The sequence below is a fragment of the Rhodococcus rhodochrous genome, from assembly GCF_900187265.1.
GTDB classification, from domain to species: domain Bacteria; phylum Actinomycetota; class Actinomycetes; order Mycobacteriales; family Mycobacteriaceae; genus Rhodococcus; species Rhodococcus rhodochrous.
The window spans coordinates 655,942-671,833 of sequence record NZ_LT906450.1 but is presented as its reverse complement, the minus strand read 5'-3'; the positions used below and the strand labels follow the sequence as shown (position 1 = coordinate 671,833).

At 67.7% G+C, this 15,892-nt stretch carries 14 protein-coding genes; 7 read left to right on the top strand and 7 right to left on the bottom strand.

All coding sequences use genetic code 11. From position 1 onward, the window contains the following. Positions 1 to 215 precede the first annotated feature (215 nt). Positions 216 to 1,562, top strand: coding sequence for an MFS transporter (locus CKW34_RS03110; RefSeq protein ID WP_059382627.1), 1,347 nt, complete (start codon positions 216 to 218; stop codon positions 1,560 to 1,562). Between the two features lie 136 nt (positions 1,563 to 1,698). Next, complete coding sequence (locus CKW34_RS03105) at positions 1,699 to 2,751, top strand: ferredoxin--NADP reductase (protein WP_059382522.1); 1,053 nt, start codon at positions 1,699 to 1,701, stop codon at positions 2,749 to 2,751. 68 nt (positions 2,752 to 2,819) lie between these two features. On the opposite strand, the gene CKW34_RS03100 is transcribed toward CKW34_RS03105, so the two are convergent. From CKW34_RS03100 to CKW34_RS03080, 5 genes are all read right to left on the bottom strand, one after another. Beyond that, positions 2,820 to 3,623 (bottom strand): SDR family NAD(P)-dependent oxidoreductase, encoded by an 804-nt coding sequence (locus CKW34_RS03100; RefSeq protein ID WP_059382523.1) that lies wholly within the window; start codon positions 3,621 to 3,623, stop codon positions 2,820 to 2,822. 92 nt (positions 3,624 to 3,715) lie between these two features. Next, positions 3,716 to 3,970, bottom strand: coding sequence for a hypothetical protein (locus CKW34_RS03095; RefSeq protein ID WP_059382628.1), 255 nt, complete (start codon positions 3,968 to 3,970; stop codon positions 3,716 to 3,718). 23 nt (positions 3,971 to 3,993) lie between these two features. Continuing rightward, positions 3,994 to 5,178, bottom strand: coding sequence for a Rieske 2Fe-2S domain-containing protein (locus CKW34_RS03090; protein ID WP_059382524.1), 1,185 nt, complete (start codon positions 5,176 to 5,178; stop codon positions 3,994 to 3,996). Positions 5,179 to 5,329: 151 nt separating this feature from the next. Beyond that, complete coding sequence (locus CKW34_RS03085; RefSeq protein WP_059382525.1) at positions 5,330 to 7,009, bottom strand: AMP-binding protein; 1,680 nt, start codon at positions 7,007 to 7,009, stop codon at positions 5,330 to 5,332. A gap of 26 nt (positions 7,010 to 7,035) precedes the next feature. Continuing rightward, a complete protein-coding gene (locus tag CKW34_RS03080; RefSeq protein WP_059382526.1) occupies positions 7,036 to 7,845 on the bottom strand; it encodes a MaoC/PaaZ C-terminal domain-containing protein in 810 nt (269 codons plus the stop codon). Between the two features lie 240 nt (positions 7,846 to 8,085). Here CKW34_RS03080 and casG point away from each other — a divergent pair, with 240 nt between their 5' ends. Beyond that, the gene (casG, locus tag CKW34_RS03075) at positions 8,086 to 9,765 is read left to right on the top strand and encodes a steroid-24-oyl-CoA synthetase (protein ID WP_059382527.1); all 1,680 of its coding nucleotides are present in this window, start codon (positions 8,086 to 8,088) and stop codon (positions 9,763 to 9,765) included. 72 nt (positions 9,766 to 9,837) lie between these two features. Here casG and CKW34_RS03070 read toward each other — a convergent pair whose 3' ends face one another. Next, positions 9,838 to 11,055 (bottom strand): acetyl-CoA C-acetyltransferase, encoded by a 1,218-nt coding sequence (locus CKW34_RS03070; protein ID WP_059382528.1) that lies wholly within the window; start codon positions 11,053 to 11,055, stop codon positions 9,838 to 9,840. Positions 11,056 to 11,172: 117 nt separating this feature from the next. On the opposite strand from CKW34_RS03070, the gene echA20 reads away from it, so the two are divergent. The 4 genes from echA20 to ipdC are packed head-to-tail and all read left to right on the top strand — an operon-like array spanning position 11,173 to position 14,674. Beyond that, positions 11,173 to 11,934 (top strand): (7aS)-7a-methyl-1,5-dioxo-2,3,5,6,7,7a-hexahydro-1H-indene-carboxyl-CoA hydrolase, encoded by a 762-nt coding sequence (gene echA20 / locus CKW34_RS03065; RefSeq protein WP_059382529.1) that lies wholly within the window; start codon positions 11,173 to 11,175, stop codon positions 11,932 to 11,934. 30 nt (positions 11,935 to 11,964) lie between these two features. Next, positions 11,965 to 12,843, top strand: coding sequence for a CoA transferase subunit A (locus CKW34_RS03060; RefSeq protein ID WP_179161794.1), 879 nt, complete (start codon positions 11,965 to 11,967; stop codon positions 12,841 to 12,843). Beyond that, on the top strand, positions 12,840 to 13,598 hold the full coding sequence (gene ipdB / locus CKW34_RS03055) for a cholesterol ring-cleaving hydrolase subunit IpdB (protein ID WP_059382531.1): 759 nt from the start codon (positions 12,840 to 12,842) through the stop codon (positions 13,596 to 13,598). The genes CKW34_RS03060 and ipdB overlap by 4 nt, the downstream gene beginning before the upstream one ends. Then, the gene (gene ipdC, locus CKW34_RS03050; protein WP_059382532.1) at positions 13,595 to 14,674 is read left to right on the top strand and encodes a (3aS,4S,5R,7aS)-5-hydroxy-7a-methyl-1-oxo-octahydro-1H-indene-4-carboxyl-CoA dehydrogenase; all 1,080 of its coding nucleotides are present in this window, start codon (positions 13,595 to 13,597) and stop codon (positions 14,672 to 14,674) included. The genes ipdB and ipdC overlap by 4 nt, the downstream gene beginning before the upstream one ends. A gap of 91 nt (positions 14,675 to 14,765) precedes the next feature. Here the strand turns inward: ipdC and CKW34_RS03045 are convergent, their stop codons facing one another. Next, positions 14,766 to 15,683: a TIGR03564 family F420-dependent LLM class oxidoreductase gene (locus tag CKW34_RS03045; protein ID WP_059382629.1), complete on the bottom strand. Its 918-nt coding sequence runs from the start codon at positions 15,681 to 15,683 to the stop codon at positions 14,766 to 14,768. Between the last annotated feature and the right edge of the window lie 209 nt (positions 15,684 to 15,892).

The following is a 15,892-nucleotide window of genomic DNA, read 5'->3' as shown; positions in this document are numbered from 1 at the left end:
CGATCTCGCTCACCGGGATTGCACAACGAGACGTATCTCACCTGATCTACAAAGTGATCCGAGCCACTCCCATCCGTGGATCAGGAACCGCGGCCCGTGATCGGGTCGCCGAGAGTCTGGAATGTGCTGTGACATCCTATGCCAACGAACTCTCCCATTCGGAATCGTCGACCGCCAGGAAGCGGGGCCGGTTCGACCGGCAGAAACCGGTGTGGGTGATCGTATCGGTCCTGATCGTGGTCGAGATCATCAGTGCGTTCGAATCATCGATGATGTTCGCCGCGATCCCGACCCTCATCACCGAATTCGACAGCAACGCTTCGACGGTCGGGTGGGCGGTGACGTCCTTCCTGCTCGTCGCAGCCGCCTCTGCCGCCGTCTGCGGCCGTCTCGGCGACATGTACGGCCGCGAACGGATCCTCGTGATCCTTCTCGCCGTCGCAGCGCTGGGGTCGATCGTCAGCGCCGTCGGTGACAGCCTCACCAGCATCATCATCGGCCGCGCGATCCAGGGTGTGGCCGGCGCGATCCTTCCGCTGTGCATCGGCCTCGCACGCGAACACCTTCCTGCAGCGCGTGTTCCGGTTGCGGTTGCGCTGATCTCGGGTTCGGCCGTGGCAGCGGGATCCGCGTCGTTGCTCGTCGCAGGCCTGCTGATCGACAACGCCAGCTGGCACATGATCTTCGTCGTCGCCGCCGCGTACGCGATCTTCGCCCTGCTGCTGGTGTGGTTCGTCCTGCCCTGGCGCCGGGCCACCGGTACCTCCGAGAAGGTCGACTATCTCGGAGCGGTCGCCTTCGCGGCTGCGGTCGCCGCGATCCTACTCGGCGTCAGCAGGTCCCAGGCCTGGGGCTGGTCGGATGCACGGACGCTGGGACTCGTCCTCGGCGGTGCCGTCGCACTGGTCCTGTTCGTGAAGTGGGAGCTGCGTATCCCCTCCCCCATCATCAACGTGCGACTGTTCGCCGACCGCAAGTTCTCGCTCACGATGCTGGCCACCGTCGCCATCGCGGCGGGCCCGCTGGGCGTGGTCACCATGATCATCCCCATCATCATGCAGACACCGTCCACCGGCGACTTCGGCCTGGGCCTGAGCGCAACGCACGCGGGCTGGCTGTCGTTCATCGGGTCCCTGTTCGGTTTCGCCTGCACCCCGCTCAGCGGCCGGATCTCCGCCGCGGTCGGCTCGCGGGCGTCGATGCTGCTCGGCACCGGACTCTTCCTCGCCGGCATCGTCGTCATGCTCACCGCGCACCACTCCGTGGTGGCCATGACCGCGATGGTGGTCGTGGTGTCGGTCGCAACCGCCTTCGCCTACACCGCGATTCCGAACCTGATCGTCGAGGCCGTGCCCGAGCGCAATACCAGTGAGGCGGCCGGAACGAACGCCGTGCTCCGCACCGCGGGCCAGGGTGTCGGTACGTCCGTCGCCACCATGCTGCTCGCCTTCGCGGCGACGCCTCTCGCCGGAATCAACACGGTCGGCGCCATGCTCGTCGTCCTGTCCGTGGTGACGATCGCCCTCACCCTGATGATCCCGCGCGGCACGCGTACCGCCTGATCCGCCGGCACCACTCGATCCGAGAACAGCGCGTCTCCTCCCGGTGTCCCGATTACCGGGAGGAGACGCGCTTTCCCGTCGGGTACGTTCTACCGTTCTCCGATCGAGACGTTCGTGTACCGAAGGGAATCCGCCGATGACAGCCGTCCAGGCACCGGTCACTTCACGCGCCACCGTGCTGACGGTGAGCGCAGTCGTCCAGGAGACCGCCGACGCCGTGTCGCTGGTGTTCGACGTACCCGACGACCGCCGCGAGGACTTCACCTACAGGCCCGGGCAGTTCCTCACCCTGCGTATCCCGAGCGACCGGACCGGTTCCGTCGCCCGGTGCTACTCCCTCGCCAGTTCCCCGTTCACGGGTGAACCGCCGAAGGTCACCGTCAAGCGCACCGCCGGTGGCTACGGTTCGAACTGGCTGTGCGACAACATCGTCGCGGGCCGGAGCATCGAGGTGTTGCCTCCCGCTGGAGTCTTCACCCCGGCCGACCTGACGGAGAAGCTCGTGTTGTTCGCCGGCGGAAGCGGGATCACCCCCGTGATGTCGATACTCGAGTCGGCACTGCACAGCGGAAACCGCGATGTGGTGCTGATCTACGGCAACCGCGACGAGAAGTCCGTCATCTTCGCCGAGAAGCTGCGCGAACTCGCCGCTCGTCACGCCGGCGCTCTCACCGTCGTGCACTGGCTCGAGAGCGTCCAGGGCCTGCCGTCGCCGCAGCAACTCGCGACCCTGATCTCGCCCTTCGCCGATCACCGTGCATACATGTGCGGGCCCGGCCCGTTCATGGACACCGTCCGCGAAGGGCTGCTCCTGGCGGGCGTGCCGAAGGACCGGATCCACGCCGAGGTCTTCACGTCGCTGTCCGGCGATCCGTTCGCCGACGTCCCCCTCGTCGAGATCGACGAGTCGGATGCCGACGCGACCTCTGCAACAGTGCAACTCGACGGCGAGGAGCACGACCTCGTGTGGCCCCGCAGCGCGACCCTCGTGGACGTCATGCTGTCGAAGGGCCTGGACGTGCCGTACTCGTGCCGTGAGGGCGAGTGCGGGTCGTGCGCGTGCACCGTCGTCGAGGGCGATGTGGACAGCCCGCCGTCGGCGATCCTCGACGAGGAGAACATCGCCAACGGATACGTCCTCGCGTGCCAGGCCCGGCCGAAGAGCGACCACGTGCGCATCGAGTTCTGAACGCCCCGACGACGAGATCGTCCCCGGATGCCGCGAAGGCGCCCAGGGACGATCCGTATCGGAGGGGATCAGCGGTTCAGCAGTGCCCGCATCGCCGCCGCGGCACCCCGGACGAGCTTGTCGCGGGGGAATCCGCTGCGCTTGACCGCGGCCTCGTAGTTGCCCCCGGCGACCCACACGGGGCCGTCCTGGAGGTGCTCGAGACCTTCACGTGCGACGTCCTCCGGTTCGGCGACGAGCATGCCGGGGATGTCGAAGTTCAGGCCCGCGCGCACCATCGCCGGCGTGCGGGTGACGCCGAGGACGAGTTCGACCACGTGCACACCGCGCGGAGCGAGTTCGAGCCACAGGCTCTCGGCGAAGACACGGCTGAACGCCTTCGACGCGGCGTAGATGCTCTGGTGTTCGGCGCCCATGTACCCGGACAGCGAGCCGAGCAGCATGATGCCGCCGCGACCGCGTTCGGCCATCTTCCCGCCGAACAGGTGCGACAACTCGACCTGGCGGTGGACGTTGAGTTCGATGACGCCGCGGAAGCCGTCGAGTTCACCGGTGACGAACTCGTGGCCGTAGCTGTTCGCGCCGGCGTTGAAGATGAACAGACCGACCTCGATGTCCGCGGTCGCTTTGCGGATCTCCTCCACGGCGTCGTCGGCGAGCAGATCGAGCGCGAGGGTGCGCACCTGCACCCCGTTGCTGCGCGCCTTGTCCGCGGTCTCCTCGAGCGGGCCCGGCTTGCGGGCGATGAGCACGAGATCGAAACCCGCGCGGCTCAATTCGTCGGCGAACGCTGCGCCGACGCCTTCCGATCCGCCGGCGATGACGGCCCACGGGCCGTAGTACGAGCGGTCGAGGTCGAGGGTTTCGGTCATCACTGTCCTTCTGGGAGTAGTCGGGGTCCGAGGGGGTCCCTGCGCGGTTGTCACTGCACGGTTGTCACTGCACGGTTGTCACTGCACGGTCGTCACTGCACGATGGGGGCGCAGATGGGGGTGTCGTCGAAGACCTCGATGACACCCGAGGTTGCCGCCCGGGAGATCGTCTCGTCGAGATACGAGCACGACATCCGCGGTGCGCCGGGGCGGCCCTCACGCCCGCCGTCCTGCTCGATCCGGCAGCGACGGCGGGCGTCGGTGTTCCACTGGATGGAGGTGTGCTCCCAGCTGTTCTTCCGGACCAGCACCTGCGCGGCGCACTCACCGCAACGCAGCGGTTCCATCCGGTTCTCCATGATTCGTTCCCCTAGCCCGCGGTGGTGGACTGCTCTGGTGCAGAACGAGTTTCCGTGTCGAGGGCGGCCTTGCGGGCGATGTTCGCCTCGACCTCCTTCATCCACGCCGCGACGGGACGGGTGGTGTCCATCTCGAACTCGAAGCGGTCGGTCATCTCGGGCGCGACGTCCTCGACGTCGACGTAGAACTGCTCGTACCAGCGACGCAGCTGGTAGACGGGGCCGTCCTCCTCGCACAGGAGCGGGTTGTCGATGCGGGTCTTGTTGCGCCAGATCTCGATGTCCTGCTCGAAACCCTTCGCGATGAAGTTGCCGAACTGCTGCGCGGTCTGCAACGCCTTCTCGCCCTCGAGACGGTCGGACTTCTTGACGATCATGCCGTACATCAGGACGAACTTGTCCTGGGAGACCGGGTAGTGGCAGTTGATGAGGACCGACTCGACGTCGTATCCCTCGTACTCGTAGACGAGATCGTCGATCATGAAGGACGGGCCGAAATAGCTTGCATCGGATCGGCTTCCGATCATCTTCGGTTGACCGTTCGCGTGCGGACGGGTGTCCTCACGGGCCTGACCGCGCATGAACTGGCTGGCGACGTGTCCTTCGAAGACGTTCTTGAAGTACACCGGGAAGGAGTAGTGCACGTAGAAGAAGTGCGCCATGTCGACGATGTTGTCGATGATCTCGCGGCAGTTGGTGTCGACCTCGGTGGTGTACCAGACCCAGTCGGTCCACTCGTCGCTCGTCGCACCCGCGATGCGCGGGATCGTCACGTCGGCCGGCGGCGGATTGCCCTGGGGGTCGTGCCAGACGAACAGCAGCCCGTCCTGATCGAGCGTGTGCCACGCGCGGGTCTTCGCGATCGGGGGAACACGACGTGCGTACGGGATGTTCTTGCAGCGGCCGTTGCCGCCCCAGCGCCAGTCGTGGAACGGGCACGCGATCTCGTCGCCCTTGACGGTGCCCTGGCTGAGATCGCCGCCCATGTGCCGGCAGTACGCGTCGAGGATCCTGATCTCGTCGTTGCTGTCGGCCCACACCACGAGTTTGGTACCGAAGGCGTGCACGGAATGCGGCTTGCCGTCCTTGAAATCCTTCGCCAGGCCGAGGCAGTGCCAGCCGCGGGCGAAGCGGGCGGGAGCCGACCCGGCGACGATCTCACGGATTTCGGATTGTTCGGAAGTGCCGAGGCTCACGGTCGTCCGTCCTTTCGGGAGGCAGGGAAAGCTTCAGGAGTTCGGGCGGCGGAGTCTGCCGGGGGGCGTCCGCCGCGATACGTCCGAACGCTAGGTGATCGGCATCACCCCAGGTGGGGACATCTCACTGGTCGAGACCTCCCCGCCGAGGTCATGCGACCGAGGCGGATTCGGCGGTGGGCAGCAGCGCCGCCCTGCCGTTGGCGACGAACTCCTGCTCGATCCGAGCGCGCATCTCGTCGTCGAGCAGGACGTACTCGGGTGTCCGCCCGACACGCACGTAGACCGGATCGGTGGTGTTCCACGCGACGGCCCGTAGCGGTGCCTTGTTCACCTTGTTGCTCCCCGTGAGCGGGATCCCGTCGGTGACCCGCACGAACCGCGGCCACCACTTGTCGCCCATGTCGGGTTGTTCCGCGAGGAACGCGCCGAAGGCCACCGGATCGAACTCGGCGTCGGGTTCGAGTTCGACGGCGCACATGACCTGGTCGCCGGTCGTGGGATCGGGCACGGCGAAGACCGGCGCCGACAGGATGCCCGGCGCGCGCAGGACGATCCGCTCGACGGGGGTCGCGGAGAAGTTCTCACTGTCGACGCGGAGCCAGTCGGACGATCGCCCGGCGAAGTAGAAGAAGCCGTTCTCGTCGCGGTATCCGAGGTCGCCGGACCAGAAGTCGTCGCCCTTGATGCGGTCGGCCATCGCCTCCGGGTTCTTGTAGTACCCCTCGAAGGTGTGCGCGGTGTTGCACGCGACGATCTGGCCGACGGCGTCGCTGTCGATCAGGCGGCCCGACTCGTCGAACCGGGCACGGGGGCACTCCTGGCCCGTGGCCTCGTCGAGGATGCGGACGTCCACCCCACCGACGGCGACGCCGAGCGAGCCGGGCGGGGTATCAGGGGTGCGGTTGATGCGGAAGACGCCCTCGCTCATCCCGTAGCCCTCGACGACCGTGCATCCGAAACGTTCGGAGAACCGCGCGACGTCGGCCTCCGAGGCCTCGGTGCCGAACGCCAGTTCCAGAGTGCCCGTGCGGTCGCGCGGATCCTCCGGGCGGCTCAGGATGTACGACAGGGCCCGGCCCACGTAGTTGACGAAAGTGGCACCGTAGCGGTGGATGTCGTCGGAGAACCGGCTCGCGGAGAACTTCCGGATCAGGCAGACGGTCGCGCCGGCCCGCATCGCCGTGCCGAGGTTGAGCATGAGTGCGTTTCCGTGGAAGAGCGGCATGCACAGATAGGCGACCGAATCCTCGCGCATGCGAACACGTTCGGTGAGCGGACCGAGAAGTCGCGCGAGCCGGCCCTGGCCGACGATCACGGCCTTGGGGGCGCCGGTGGAACCGGAGCTGAACAGCAACAGTGCGATGTCGTCGGCGGACGGGATCGTCTCGGGCAGATCCGCGCCGCGGAAGGGTGCGAGGAATTCCTCGTAGCGATCGTCGTCGATGTCGAGGATGCGGTCGGCCGACAGTCCGTGGCCGGTGTCCTCGAGCAGATGGGCGAGGCGGGATTCGGTGACGACGAGGTCGATGTCCGCGTGCGCGATGTCGCGGGCGATCTCGGGGCCGCTGCGACTGGCGTTGATGCCCACGACGGCTGCTCCGGCGAGGGCACCGGCGCCGATCCAGAAGACGAAGTCCGGGACGTTCTCGAGCAGCACCCCGATGTGGCGCTGCCGATCTGCGGGAGCAGGCACGGTCGCGACGAGCGCGGCGGCACGATCCGCGCTCTCCTGCACCACCTCGCCCCAGGTCCACTGCTGATCCTCGAAACGCAATCCCACCTTCGGGTCACCGTGACGGGCGCGCACTACTTCGGCGAACGTGTCCAACTCTTTCCTCCAGGCAGTTGTGCGGATCAGGCGAATGCGGCGCGGCCGCCGGACAGGACGGCACCGGCCTGTGTGACGACGTCGAACCGGGCGTCGGTCGTGTCACCCCAGGAACGCACCTGCGCGGTGTCACCGGGGAAGACGGGGGCGGCGAACCGTCCGAACAGTGTCCTCAGATCGGCGGGGTGGGCTCCGAGCATGTCCGCGAGCGGCAGGGTCGCAGCCGCCAGTGTGCACAGTCCGTGCAGGATGGGGCGCGGCTGACCGATGCGCGCGGCCGCGGCGGGATCGATGTGGATGTGGTGGCGGTCGCCGGTGAGCCGGTAGAGCGCGGCCTGATCGGCGTGGGTGGTGAGTGTGCCGATCGTGTCGGCCTGCTCGTCCGGCGCTGCCGGCGCCGACGGTCCGCGTTCGCCGCCGAAGCCGCCCGCTCCCGGCGCGAACAGCGACCAGGTCGCCACGAAGTACTCGCTCTCGACGACGACCTCGAAGACCGCCGCGCGGCCCTTGTCCCAGACCTCCCCGACACGCGCCGACATGGTGATCTCCCCCGACCGCGGAAGCGGGGCGAGGACCTCGAGGCTCTGGGAGCCGTGCAGTGCGGTCCTCGTGTCGAATGCGCCGAGCGCGCCGAGCGCATCGGGCGCCCACTGGGCCAGGGTCAGGGCGAAGGTCGGCAGCACCCGGAGTCGCTCCTCGAACACGAGGTCGAGGTCGGTCGCGGACGCCCCCACGGCGAGTGCGTACAGGATCGCGTCGCGTTCGTCGTAGGCGATCGTGCGGGTGCCCAGGTCGTGGCCGCGCCACTGCGCGGGCGACGCCGTCGTTGCGGTCATGGGATCGGATGTCCTCTCTCGGGGTACGGCGCCGGGCCGCGGCCCCTCGGACACAGGACCTCGGTTGCCCACGGACGCCCTGGTCCGAAGGCTAGGGAGCGCGGCGGTGACCGTCACTGCTCGTCTCACTCACCGGTACATTCGGAGCCGGACCGAGCGGTCGTGAGATTCTGACGGGACGCACTCGTTGGAGGAGGGGACGTTCGTGAAGCGCGCAGGGGCATCGACGGGACACGCGCGATGACCATCCCGTCCGATCCCTCCCATTTCCTCGACCAGCTGGTTTCCCGGCTCACGGGCCCGGGCGGCGAGTTCGAGATCGTCATGCAGGAGGTCCTGGGCACCGAGATCCCCGTCATGCGCCGACGCGATCGCGCCGTCGCCGACCTGCTGTCCCAGTCCCTGGCCTGGGGCGACCGCGAGTATCTGGTCACGACCGATCAGCGGATCACCTTCGCCCGGAACGCGCGCATGTCGTACGCCCTCGCCGCGGCGCTCCACGAGCGGTACGGGGTGGGCGTGGGCGATCGGGTCGCGATCCTGTCGGCGAACCGGCCCGAGTGGGTCACCGCCTTCTGGGCGACACAGGCCCTCGGTGCGATCTCGGTGGGGCTGAACGCGTGGTGGGTGCAGCCGGAACTCGAATTCGGTATCCGTCATTCGCGGCCCCGGGTGCTCTTCGTCGACGGTCCGCGCGCGGCGGCCGTGGCCGGCATCGACCGCGCGCAGACGGTGGTGCTGTCGATCGAGGAGGATCTGCCGCGCCTCATCGCCGAATTCGACGGCGCGCAACCGCCACCGCCGAGGGTCGCCGAGGACGATCCGGCCGTCCTCCTGTACACCTCGGGTACGAGCGGGGACCCGAAGGGCGCGCTGCACTCGCAGCGGAATCTGCTGGCGGTGGTCGACTACCACCGGTACCTCGATGCGATCGCGACGATCTGGACCGGGGCCGCGTACGACCGGTCGATTCCGTCGGATTCGCGGTACCTGCTGACGTCGTCGCTGTTCCACATCACGAGCCTGCACAACACGATCGTTCCGCGCCTGGCGACCGGCAGCACCGTGGTGATGAACCAGGGCTGGTTCGGCGTGCATCCGGTGCTCGAGCTCATCGAGGCGGAGCAGGTGACGCACTGGATGGCCGTGCCGTCGATGGCCGCGCGGATGCTCGAGGACGAGGATCTCGACCGCTACGACCTGACGTCCCTGAATCGCTTCACGCTGTCCTCGGAGCCGTCGACCCCCGAGTTCAAACAGCAGCTGCGCGAACGGCTTCCGTTCGGCAAGCACGCGATGGTCGACAGTTACACCATCACCGAGTGCAGTACGCCGATCGCCGTGGCCTCCGCCGCGGAACTCGAGGAGTATCCGGGCACGGTGGGAGCACCGATCATCACGGTGAGCCTGGAGATCCGGGACCGGACGGGCGCGTGGCTTCCGGACGGCCAGGTGGGCGAGGTGTGTGTGCGCAGCCCGTTCGTCATGTTGGGCTACTGGGACGACGAGGCCGCGACGGCCGAGGCGATCACTCCCGACCGCTGGTTGCGCACAGGCGATTTCGGCGTCGTCGAGAACGGCCGGTTGCGGCTGGTGGGCCGGCGGGCCGATCTCATCGAACAGAACGGCGAGAACGTCTACCCCTCGGAGGTCGAGGGCGTGCTGTCGCAGCACCCGGCAGTGCGCGAGTGCATGGTCACCGGCGCGCCGCACCCCGAGTGGGGGCAGGAGGTCGCCGCGGTGGTCGTGCTCGCCGACGGCCGTTCGGCCACCGCCGAGGAACTGACGACCTTCGCCTCCGAGCGGCTCGCGTACTTCAAGGTACCGACGCAGTGGACGCTGACCCGTGAGATGTTGCCGCGCAACGCGACCGGGAAGATCATCCGCAAGGGCTGGCGCGACACGCACGGGCCCTGGTAGCCGCACGCATCCCCCTCACGCGCGCCGTCGGGTGGACCGGACCGGAGTCCGGCCCACCCGAACGGAATTCGCTCAGCTCAACCGCTCGAGCACCATCGCCATGCCCTGGCCACCGCCGACGCACATCGTCTCGACGCCGAACTGCTTGTCGTGGGTCTGCAGGTTGTTGATGAGGGTCGCGGTGATGCGGGCACCGGTCATGCCGAAGGGGTGACCGAGGGCGATCGCGCCACCGGAGACGTTGAGCTTGTCCTCGTCGATCTTCAGCTCGCGCGCCGAGCCGAGCACCTGCACGGCGAACGCCTCGTTGATCTCGAACAGGTCGATGTCGTCGATGCCCATGTTCGCGTTGGCGAGCGCCTTGCGGGTCGCGTCGATCGGTCCGAGGCCCATGATCTCCGGCGACAGGCCCGAGACACCGGTGGAGACGATGCGCGCGAGCGGGGTGAGCCCGAGTTCCTTCGCCTTCGTGTCGGACATGATCACCAGAGCGGCCGCACCGTCGTTGAGCGGGCACGCGTTGCCGGCGGTCACCGTGCCGTCCGGGCGGAAGACCGGCTTGAGCTGACTGACCGCCTCGTAGGTGGTGCCCGGGCGCGGACCGTCGTCGGTGCTGACGACCGTGCCGTCGGCGAGGGTCACCGGGGTGATCTCCCGCTCGAAGAAGCCACTCTTGATGGCCTCTTCCGCCAGGTTGTGCGAGCGCACGCCCCAGCGATCCTGGTCCTCCCGGGAGATCCCGGTGTGGGAGGCGACGTTCTCGGCGGTCTGTCCCATCGCGACGTAGACATCCGGCAGCAATCCCTCGCTACGCGGGTCGGTCCACGCCACGCCCCCCTCGGCGAGCTTCGCGCTGCGCGCCTGCGCCTCGTCGAACAGCGGGTTCTTGGTGTCGGGCAGGCCGTCGGCGTTGCCGGTCACGAAACTCGACACCGACTCGACACCGGCAGAGACGAACACGTCGCCTTCACCGGCCTTGATGGCGTGCAGCGCCATGCGGGTGGTCTGCAGCGACGACGAGCAGTACCGGTTGACGGTCACACCGGGCAGGAAGTCGTAGCCGAGCTGCACCGCGACCACGCGGGCGATGTTGAAGCCGGACTGTCCTGCGGGCTGTCCGCAGCCGAGCATCAGGTCGTCGATCTCGGTGGGATCGAGGTCGGGGACCTGGGCGAGCGCCGCGGCGACCATCTGGGTCGCCAGGTCGTCCGGGCGGATCGATGCGAGCGAGCCCTTGCGCGCTCGCCCGATCGGCGACCGTACTGCGGACACGATTACTGCTTCGGGCATCTTCTCTCCTCGATGTTCCGGTCGTACTGCGACCTTACGACCCTCTGGGTCAAGCGGCTATCCTGTGCTAACTTACCAAGCAATCGCTTGGTTCGGTACAGACGTTAGGAACATGCCATGGGCATCACCTCGACCTGCGACAGCGCCGGTATCACCACGGTCACCGTCGACTTCCCGCCCGTGAACGCTCTCCCCTCACAGGCCTGGTTCGACCTGGCCGAGGCCGTGACCACGGCCGGGCGCAGTCTCGACACCCACGCGGTGATCCTGCGCGCCGAGGGCAGAGGCTTCAACGCGGGTGTGGACATCAAGGAAATGCAGGCCACCGAAGGGTTCGACGCCCTGATCGCCGCCAACCACGGGTGCGCCGCCGCATTCGCCGCCGTCTACGACTGCGAGGTACCTGTGATCGTCGCCGTCAACGGCTTCTGTGTCGGAGGCGGCATCGGTCTCGTCGGCAACGCGGACGTCATCGTCGCCTCCGACGACGCCGTCTTCGGCCTGCCCGAGGTCGACCGCGGTGCACTCGGCGCCGCAACACATCTCGCGCGCCTCGTCCCCCAGCACATGATGCGCACCCTCTACTACACGGCGCAGAACGTCACCGCGCAGCAGCTCGAGCACTTCGGCTCGGTGTACAAGGTCGTGCCGCGCAGCGAACTCGACGCCACCGCACGCGAGGTCGCCGAGATGATCGCCGCGAAGGACACCCGCGTCATCCGCCGTGCGAAGGAAGCCATCAACCGCATCGACCCCGTCGACGTGAAGACGAGCTACCGCCTCGAGCAGGGTTTCACCTTCGAGCTGAATCTCGCCGGCATCGCCGACGAGCACCGCGACGAGTTCGTCGCAACAGGAAAGCCGCGCAGCAACAGCTGACGCCTCACACCACCAGGAGTTCGGAACACCATGCGTGACAAGAGAATGTCGCTCGACGACGTGGTCGGCGAGCTGCGCAGCGGAATGACCATCGGCCTCGGTGGCTGGGGGTCGCGCCGCAAGCCCATGGCCCTCGTGCGGGCGATCCTCCGCTCGGACGTGAAGGATCTGACCGTCGTCACCTACGGCGGCCCCGATCTGGGTCTGCTGTGCTCGGCGGGCAAGGTGAAGAAGGCCTACTACGGATTCGTCTCGCTCGACTCGGCACCGTTCTACGATCCGTGGTTCGCCAAGGTGCGTACGGGCGGCGAGATCGTCGCCCGCGAGATGGACGAGGGCATGATCAAGTGCGGCCTGGAGGCCGCCGCGGCACGCCTGCCGTTCCTGCCCATCCGCGCAGGCCTGGGCTCGGCCGTCGTCGACTTCTGGGAAGGCGAACTGAAGACCGTCACCTCGCCGTATCCCGGCCCGGACGGCACCGAGACCCTCATCGCCATGCCGGCGCTGAACCTCGACGCGGCGTTCGTTCACCTCAACATCGGCGACAAGCACGGCAACGCCGGCTACCAGGGTGTCGACCCGTACTTCGACGACCTCTACTGCATGGCCGCCGAACGGCGCTACGTCTCGGTCGAGAAAATCGTCGAGACCGAGCAGCTCGTGAAAGAAGTTCCGCTCCAGCAGCTCCTGCTCAACCGCATGATGGTCGACGGGATCGTCGAAGCACCGAACGGGGCGCACTTCACCCTCGCGGGCGACAGCTACGGCCGCGACGAGAAGTTCCAGCGCCACTACGCCGAGTCCGCCAAGGACCCCGAGACATGGCAGGCATTCGTCGACCGTTTCCTCTCGGGCAGCGAGGACGAGTACCAGGCCGCAGTCCAGAAGTTCGCACAGGAGCAGGCATGACCACCACCGAGACCGTGACCCGCGCCGAGTACTGCGCGATCGCATGCGCCGACATCTTCGCGGGTGCCGGCGAGATCATGGCGAGCCCGATGGCGACACTGCCGCAGATCGGCGCACGCCTGGCCAAGCTCACCACCGAGCCCGACCTGCTGATCACCGACGGTGAAGCACTCATCCTCGCCGACGTCCCGGCACTCGGCGCGAAGGCACCGATCGAAGGCTGGATGCCGTTCCGCAAGGTGTTCGACGTCGTCGCGTCGGGTCGCCGCCACGTCGTGATGGGCGCCAACCAGATCGACCGGTACGGCAACCAGAACCTGTCGGCCTTCGGTCCGCTCCAGCAGCCGACGCGTCAGATGTTCGGTGTGCGTGGGGCTCCCGGCAACACGATCAACCACGCGACCAGCTACTGGGTCGGCAAGCACTCCTCGCGCGTCTTCGTCGACACGGTCGACATCGTCTCGGGTGTCGGATACGACAAGGTCGATCCCGAGAACCCGGCGTACCGCTTCCTGGACATCGCGCGGGTCGTCACCAACCTCGGCGTCTTCGACTTCGGCGGCCCCGGCCACAGCTTCCGGGCTCTCTCGCTGCACCCGGGTGTCGAGTCCGCGACCGTCGCTGAGAACACCTCCTTCGAGGTCGCCGGTCTCGACGAGGCCGGTGTGACCCGCGAACCCACCGCCGAGGAACTGCGTCTGATCCGAGAGGTGATCGACCCCAAGGGGTTCCGCGATCGCGAGGTCGCGCTGTGAGCACCCTGCGCACGGCACTGACGGAGCTCGTGGGCATCGAGCACCCCATCGTCCAGACGGGCATGGGCTGGGTCTCCGGTCCTCGCCTGACCGCCGCGACGTCGAACGCCGGTGGCCTCGGCATCCTCGCGTCGGCGACGATGACCTATCCCGAGCTCGAAGCTGCGGTCGCGAAGACGAAGTCGCTGACCGACAAACCGTTCGGCGTCAACATCCGCGCCGACGCCTCGGACGCCGGTGAACGCATCGACCTGCTGATCCGCGAGAAGGTGAAGGTCGCGTCGTTCGCGCTCGCACCGAAGAAGGATCTGATCGCCAAGCTCAAGGATCACGGCATCGTCGTGATCCCGTCGATCGGTGCTGCCAAACACGCCGTGAAGGTCGCCTCGTGGGGCGCCGACGCGGTGATCGTGCAGGGCGGCGAGGGCGGTGGCCACACCGGTCCCGTCGCGACGACCCTGCTGCTGCCGAGCGTCCTCGACGCCGTCGACATCCCCGTCGTCGCCGCCGGTGGCTTCTTCGATGGTCGCGGTCTGGCCGCCGCGCTGTCCTACGGCGCGGCCGGCATCGCGATGGGCACTCGGTTCCTGCTCACGAGTGACAGTGCCGTTCCCGATTCGGTGAAGCAGCAGTACCTTTCGCGGGGACTGCAGGACACCACGGTGTCACTCAAGGTCGACGGCATGCCGCACCGGGTCCTGAACACCGACCTGGTGAACAGCCTCGAGAAGTCCACCTACGCGAAGGGACTGCTCGCGGCCGCGCGGAACGCGACGAAGTTCAAGTCGATGACGGGCATGAAGTGGTCGACGATCGTCAAGGACGGCCTCGCCATGAAGAAGGCGAGCGACCGCACCTGGCAGCAGATCATCATGGCCGCCAACACCCCGATGCTCCTCAAGGCCGGCCTGGTGGAGGGCAACACCGCCGCCGGTGTGCTCGCCTCCGGTCAGGTCGTGGGCATGCTCGACGATCTGCCGAGCTGCCAGGAGCTGATCGACCGCATCGTCGCCGAGGCCGTCGAGCGCATCGACGCCCTCTCGGCTCTGCGCGATCAGGGGCGTCCCGCCGCCTGATTCCGATTCCGAGCAGATCGAGACCGGTGTGGTTGTCGAGTTTCCGCGAGAAATCGACAACAACACCGGTCTCGGTCCGTTCCGACGACCGCTATTCGGTGGTGAGCGCGCTCAGAAGAGCTCTGGTGCGACGGAGCGATGCTCGCGGGTCGTCGCCGATGGGGACGATCGCCGCCCAGACGTCGGTGACGCCCGCATCGAGCAAACCCTGCAGCTGCCGGCGCACCGACTCCTCGTCGCCGACGATCGCGATGTCCGCCGGGGTACTCGCGCCCGCCTCCTCCAGGACCCGCCGGTAGCTGGGCATTCCCGCGTAGGACGTGGCCGTCGCGGCGACCGCATCGCGCGCGGCGTCTGCGTCGTCGTGGACTGCGACGGGCAGTCCCGCCACGATGCGCGGCTCCGGCCGGCCCGCCCGCGCGGCGGCCGTGTAAATCGCGGGGGCGATCCGTGATTCGATCACCTTCGGCGCCGCCATCCACAGGACCGTCCCGTCGGCGTACTCCCCCGCGACCCGCAGCATCCGCGGCGACATGGCGGACAGCAGGACGGGCACCTCGTGCGCGACGTCGACCATCCGCCCCGCACTGCGGGTCGACCAGGCCTCTCCCCGGAAGTCCACCTCCTCACCACGCAGCAGGGCGGTGACGATCCGGATGTACTCCTCGGTGTTCTGCCCCGGGGTGTCGTACGACAATCCGTAGACGTCCCGGACCAGGCTCTCGTGCGACGGTCCCAGCCCGAGCGTGAATCCCGGCCGGCCCATGGCCTCGGCGACGGCCGCGGCGCGGTTCGCCTGCAGCAGCGGGTGGCACGGGTAGGTCTGGAGCACGGCGGTGCCGAGTTCGATGGATCCGGTCTCCCGACCGGCCACCGCGAGGGTCGCCAGCGGGTCGCCCGCGACGGTGCTCGCGAACCACAGCGACGTGAAGCCCTCGGCCTCCGCCTTCTGTGCCTGCTTCACGATCCTGTCCGTGGACGACGCTCCGCCCGTGAGCCCGATTCGCATCGACACCTCCGCGATCGCATTCCCAATCGATGAGGAGAACAGTACTCTCCGATAAAGAGAGTATGGATTCTTGTCGGAGAACTGTGGTCGGCCGGGTCCTGATAGTTCCCGCCATCGAAACCGACGTTGTTGTCGATCCTTCACGGGATGAACGACAACAACGTCGGTTCCGATCCGACCGACTACGGTCGTTGACGGATTCGCCGACC

What these genes read in the sequence shown, in the direction of transcription:
- CKW34_RS03095 (WP_059382628.1), bottom strand. Translation starts at nt 3,970, where the DNA reads ATGGAACCGCTGCGTTGCGGTGAGTGCGCCGCGCAGGTGCTGGTCCGG.
- CKW34_RS03105 (WP_059382522.1), top strand. Translation starts at nt 1,699, where the DNA reads ATGACAGCCGTCCAGGCACCGGTCACTTCACGCGCCACCGTGCTGACG.
- CKW34_RS03045 (WP_059382629.1), bottom strand. Translation starts at nt 15,683, where the DNA reads ATGCGAATCGGGCTCACGGGCGGAGCGTCGTCCACGGACAGGATCGTG.
- CKW34_RS03070 (WP_059382528.1), bottom strand. Translation starts at nt 11,055, where the DNA reads ATGCCCGAAGCAGTAATCGTGTCCGCAGTACGGTCGCCGATCGGGCGA.
- echA20 (WP_059382529.1), top strand. Translation starts at nt 11,173, where the DNA reads ATGGGCATCACCTCGACCTGCGACAGCGCCGGTATCACCACGGTCACC.
- CKW34_RS03080 (WP_059382526.1), bottom strand. Translation starts at nt 7,845, where the DNA reads ATGACCGCAACGACGGCGTCGCCCGCGCAGTGGCGCGGCCACGACCTG.
- casG (WP_059382527.1), top strand. Translation starts at nt 8,086, where the DNA reads ATGACCATCCCGTCCGATCCCTCCCATTTCCTCGACCAGCTGGTTTCC.
- CKW34_RS03060 (WP_179161794.1), top strand. Translation starts at nt 11,965, where the DNA reads ATGCGTGACAAGAGAATGTCGCTCGACGACGTGGTCGGCGAGCTGCGC.
- CKW34_RS03100 (WP_059382523.1), bottom strand. Translation starts at nt 3,623, where the DNA reads ATGACCGAAACCCTCGACCTCGACCGCTCGTACTACGGCCCGTGGGCC.
- ipdB (WP_059382531.1), top strand. Translation starts at nt 12,840, where the DNA reads ATGACCACCACCGAGACCGTGACCCGCGCCGAGTACTGCGCGATCGCA.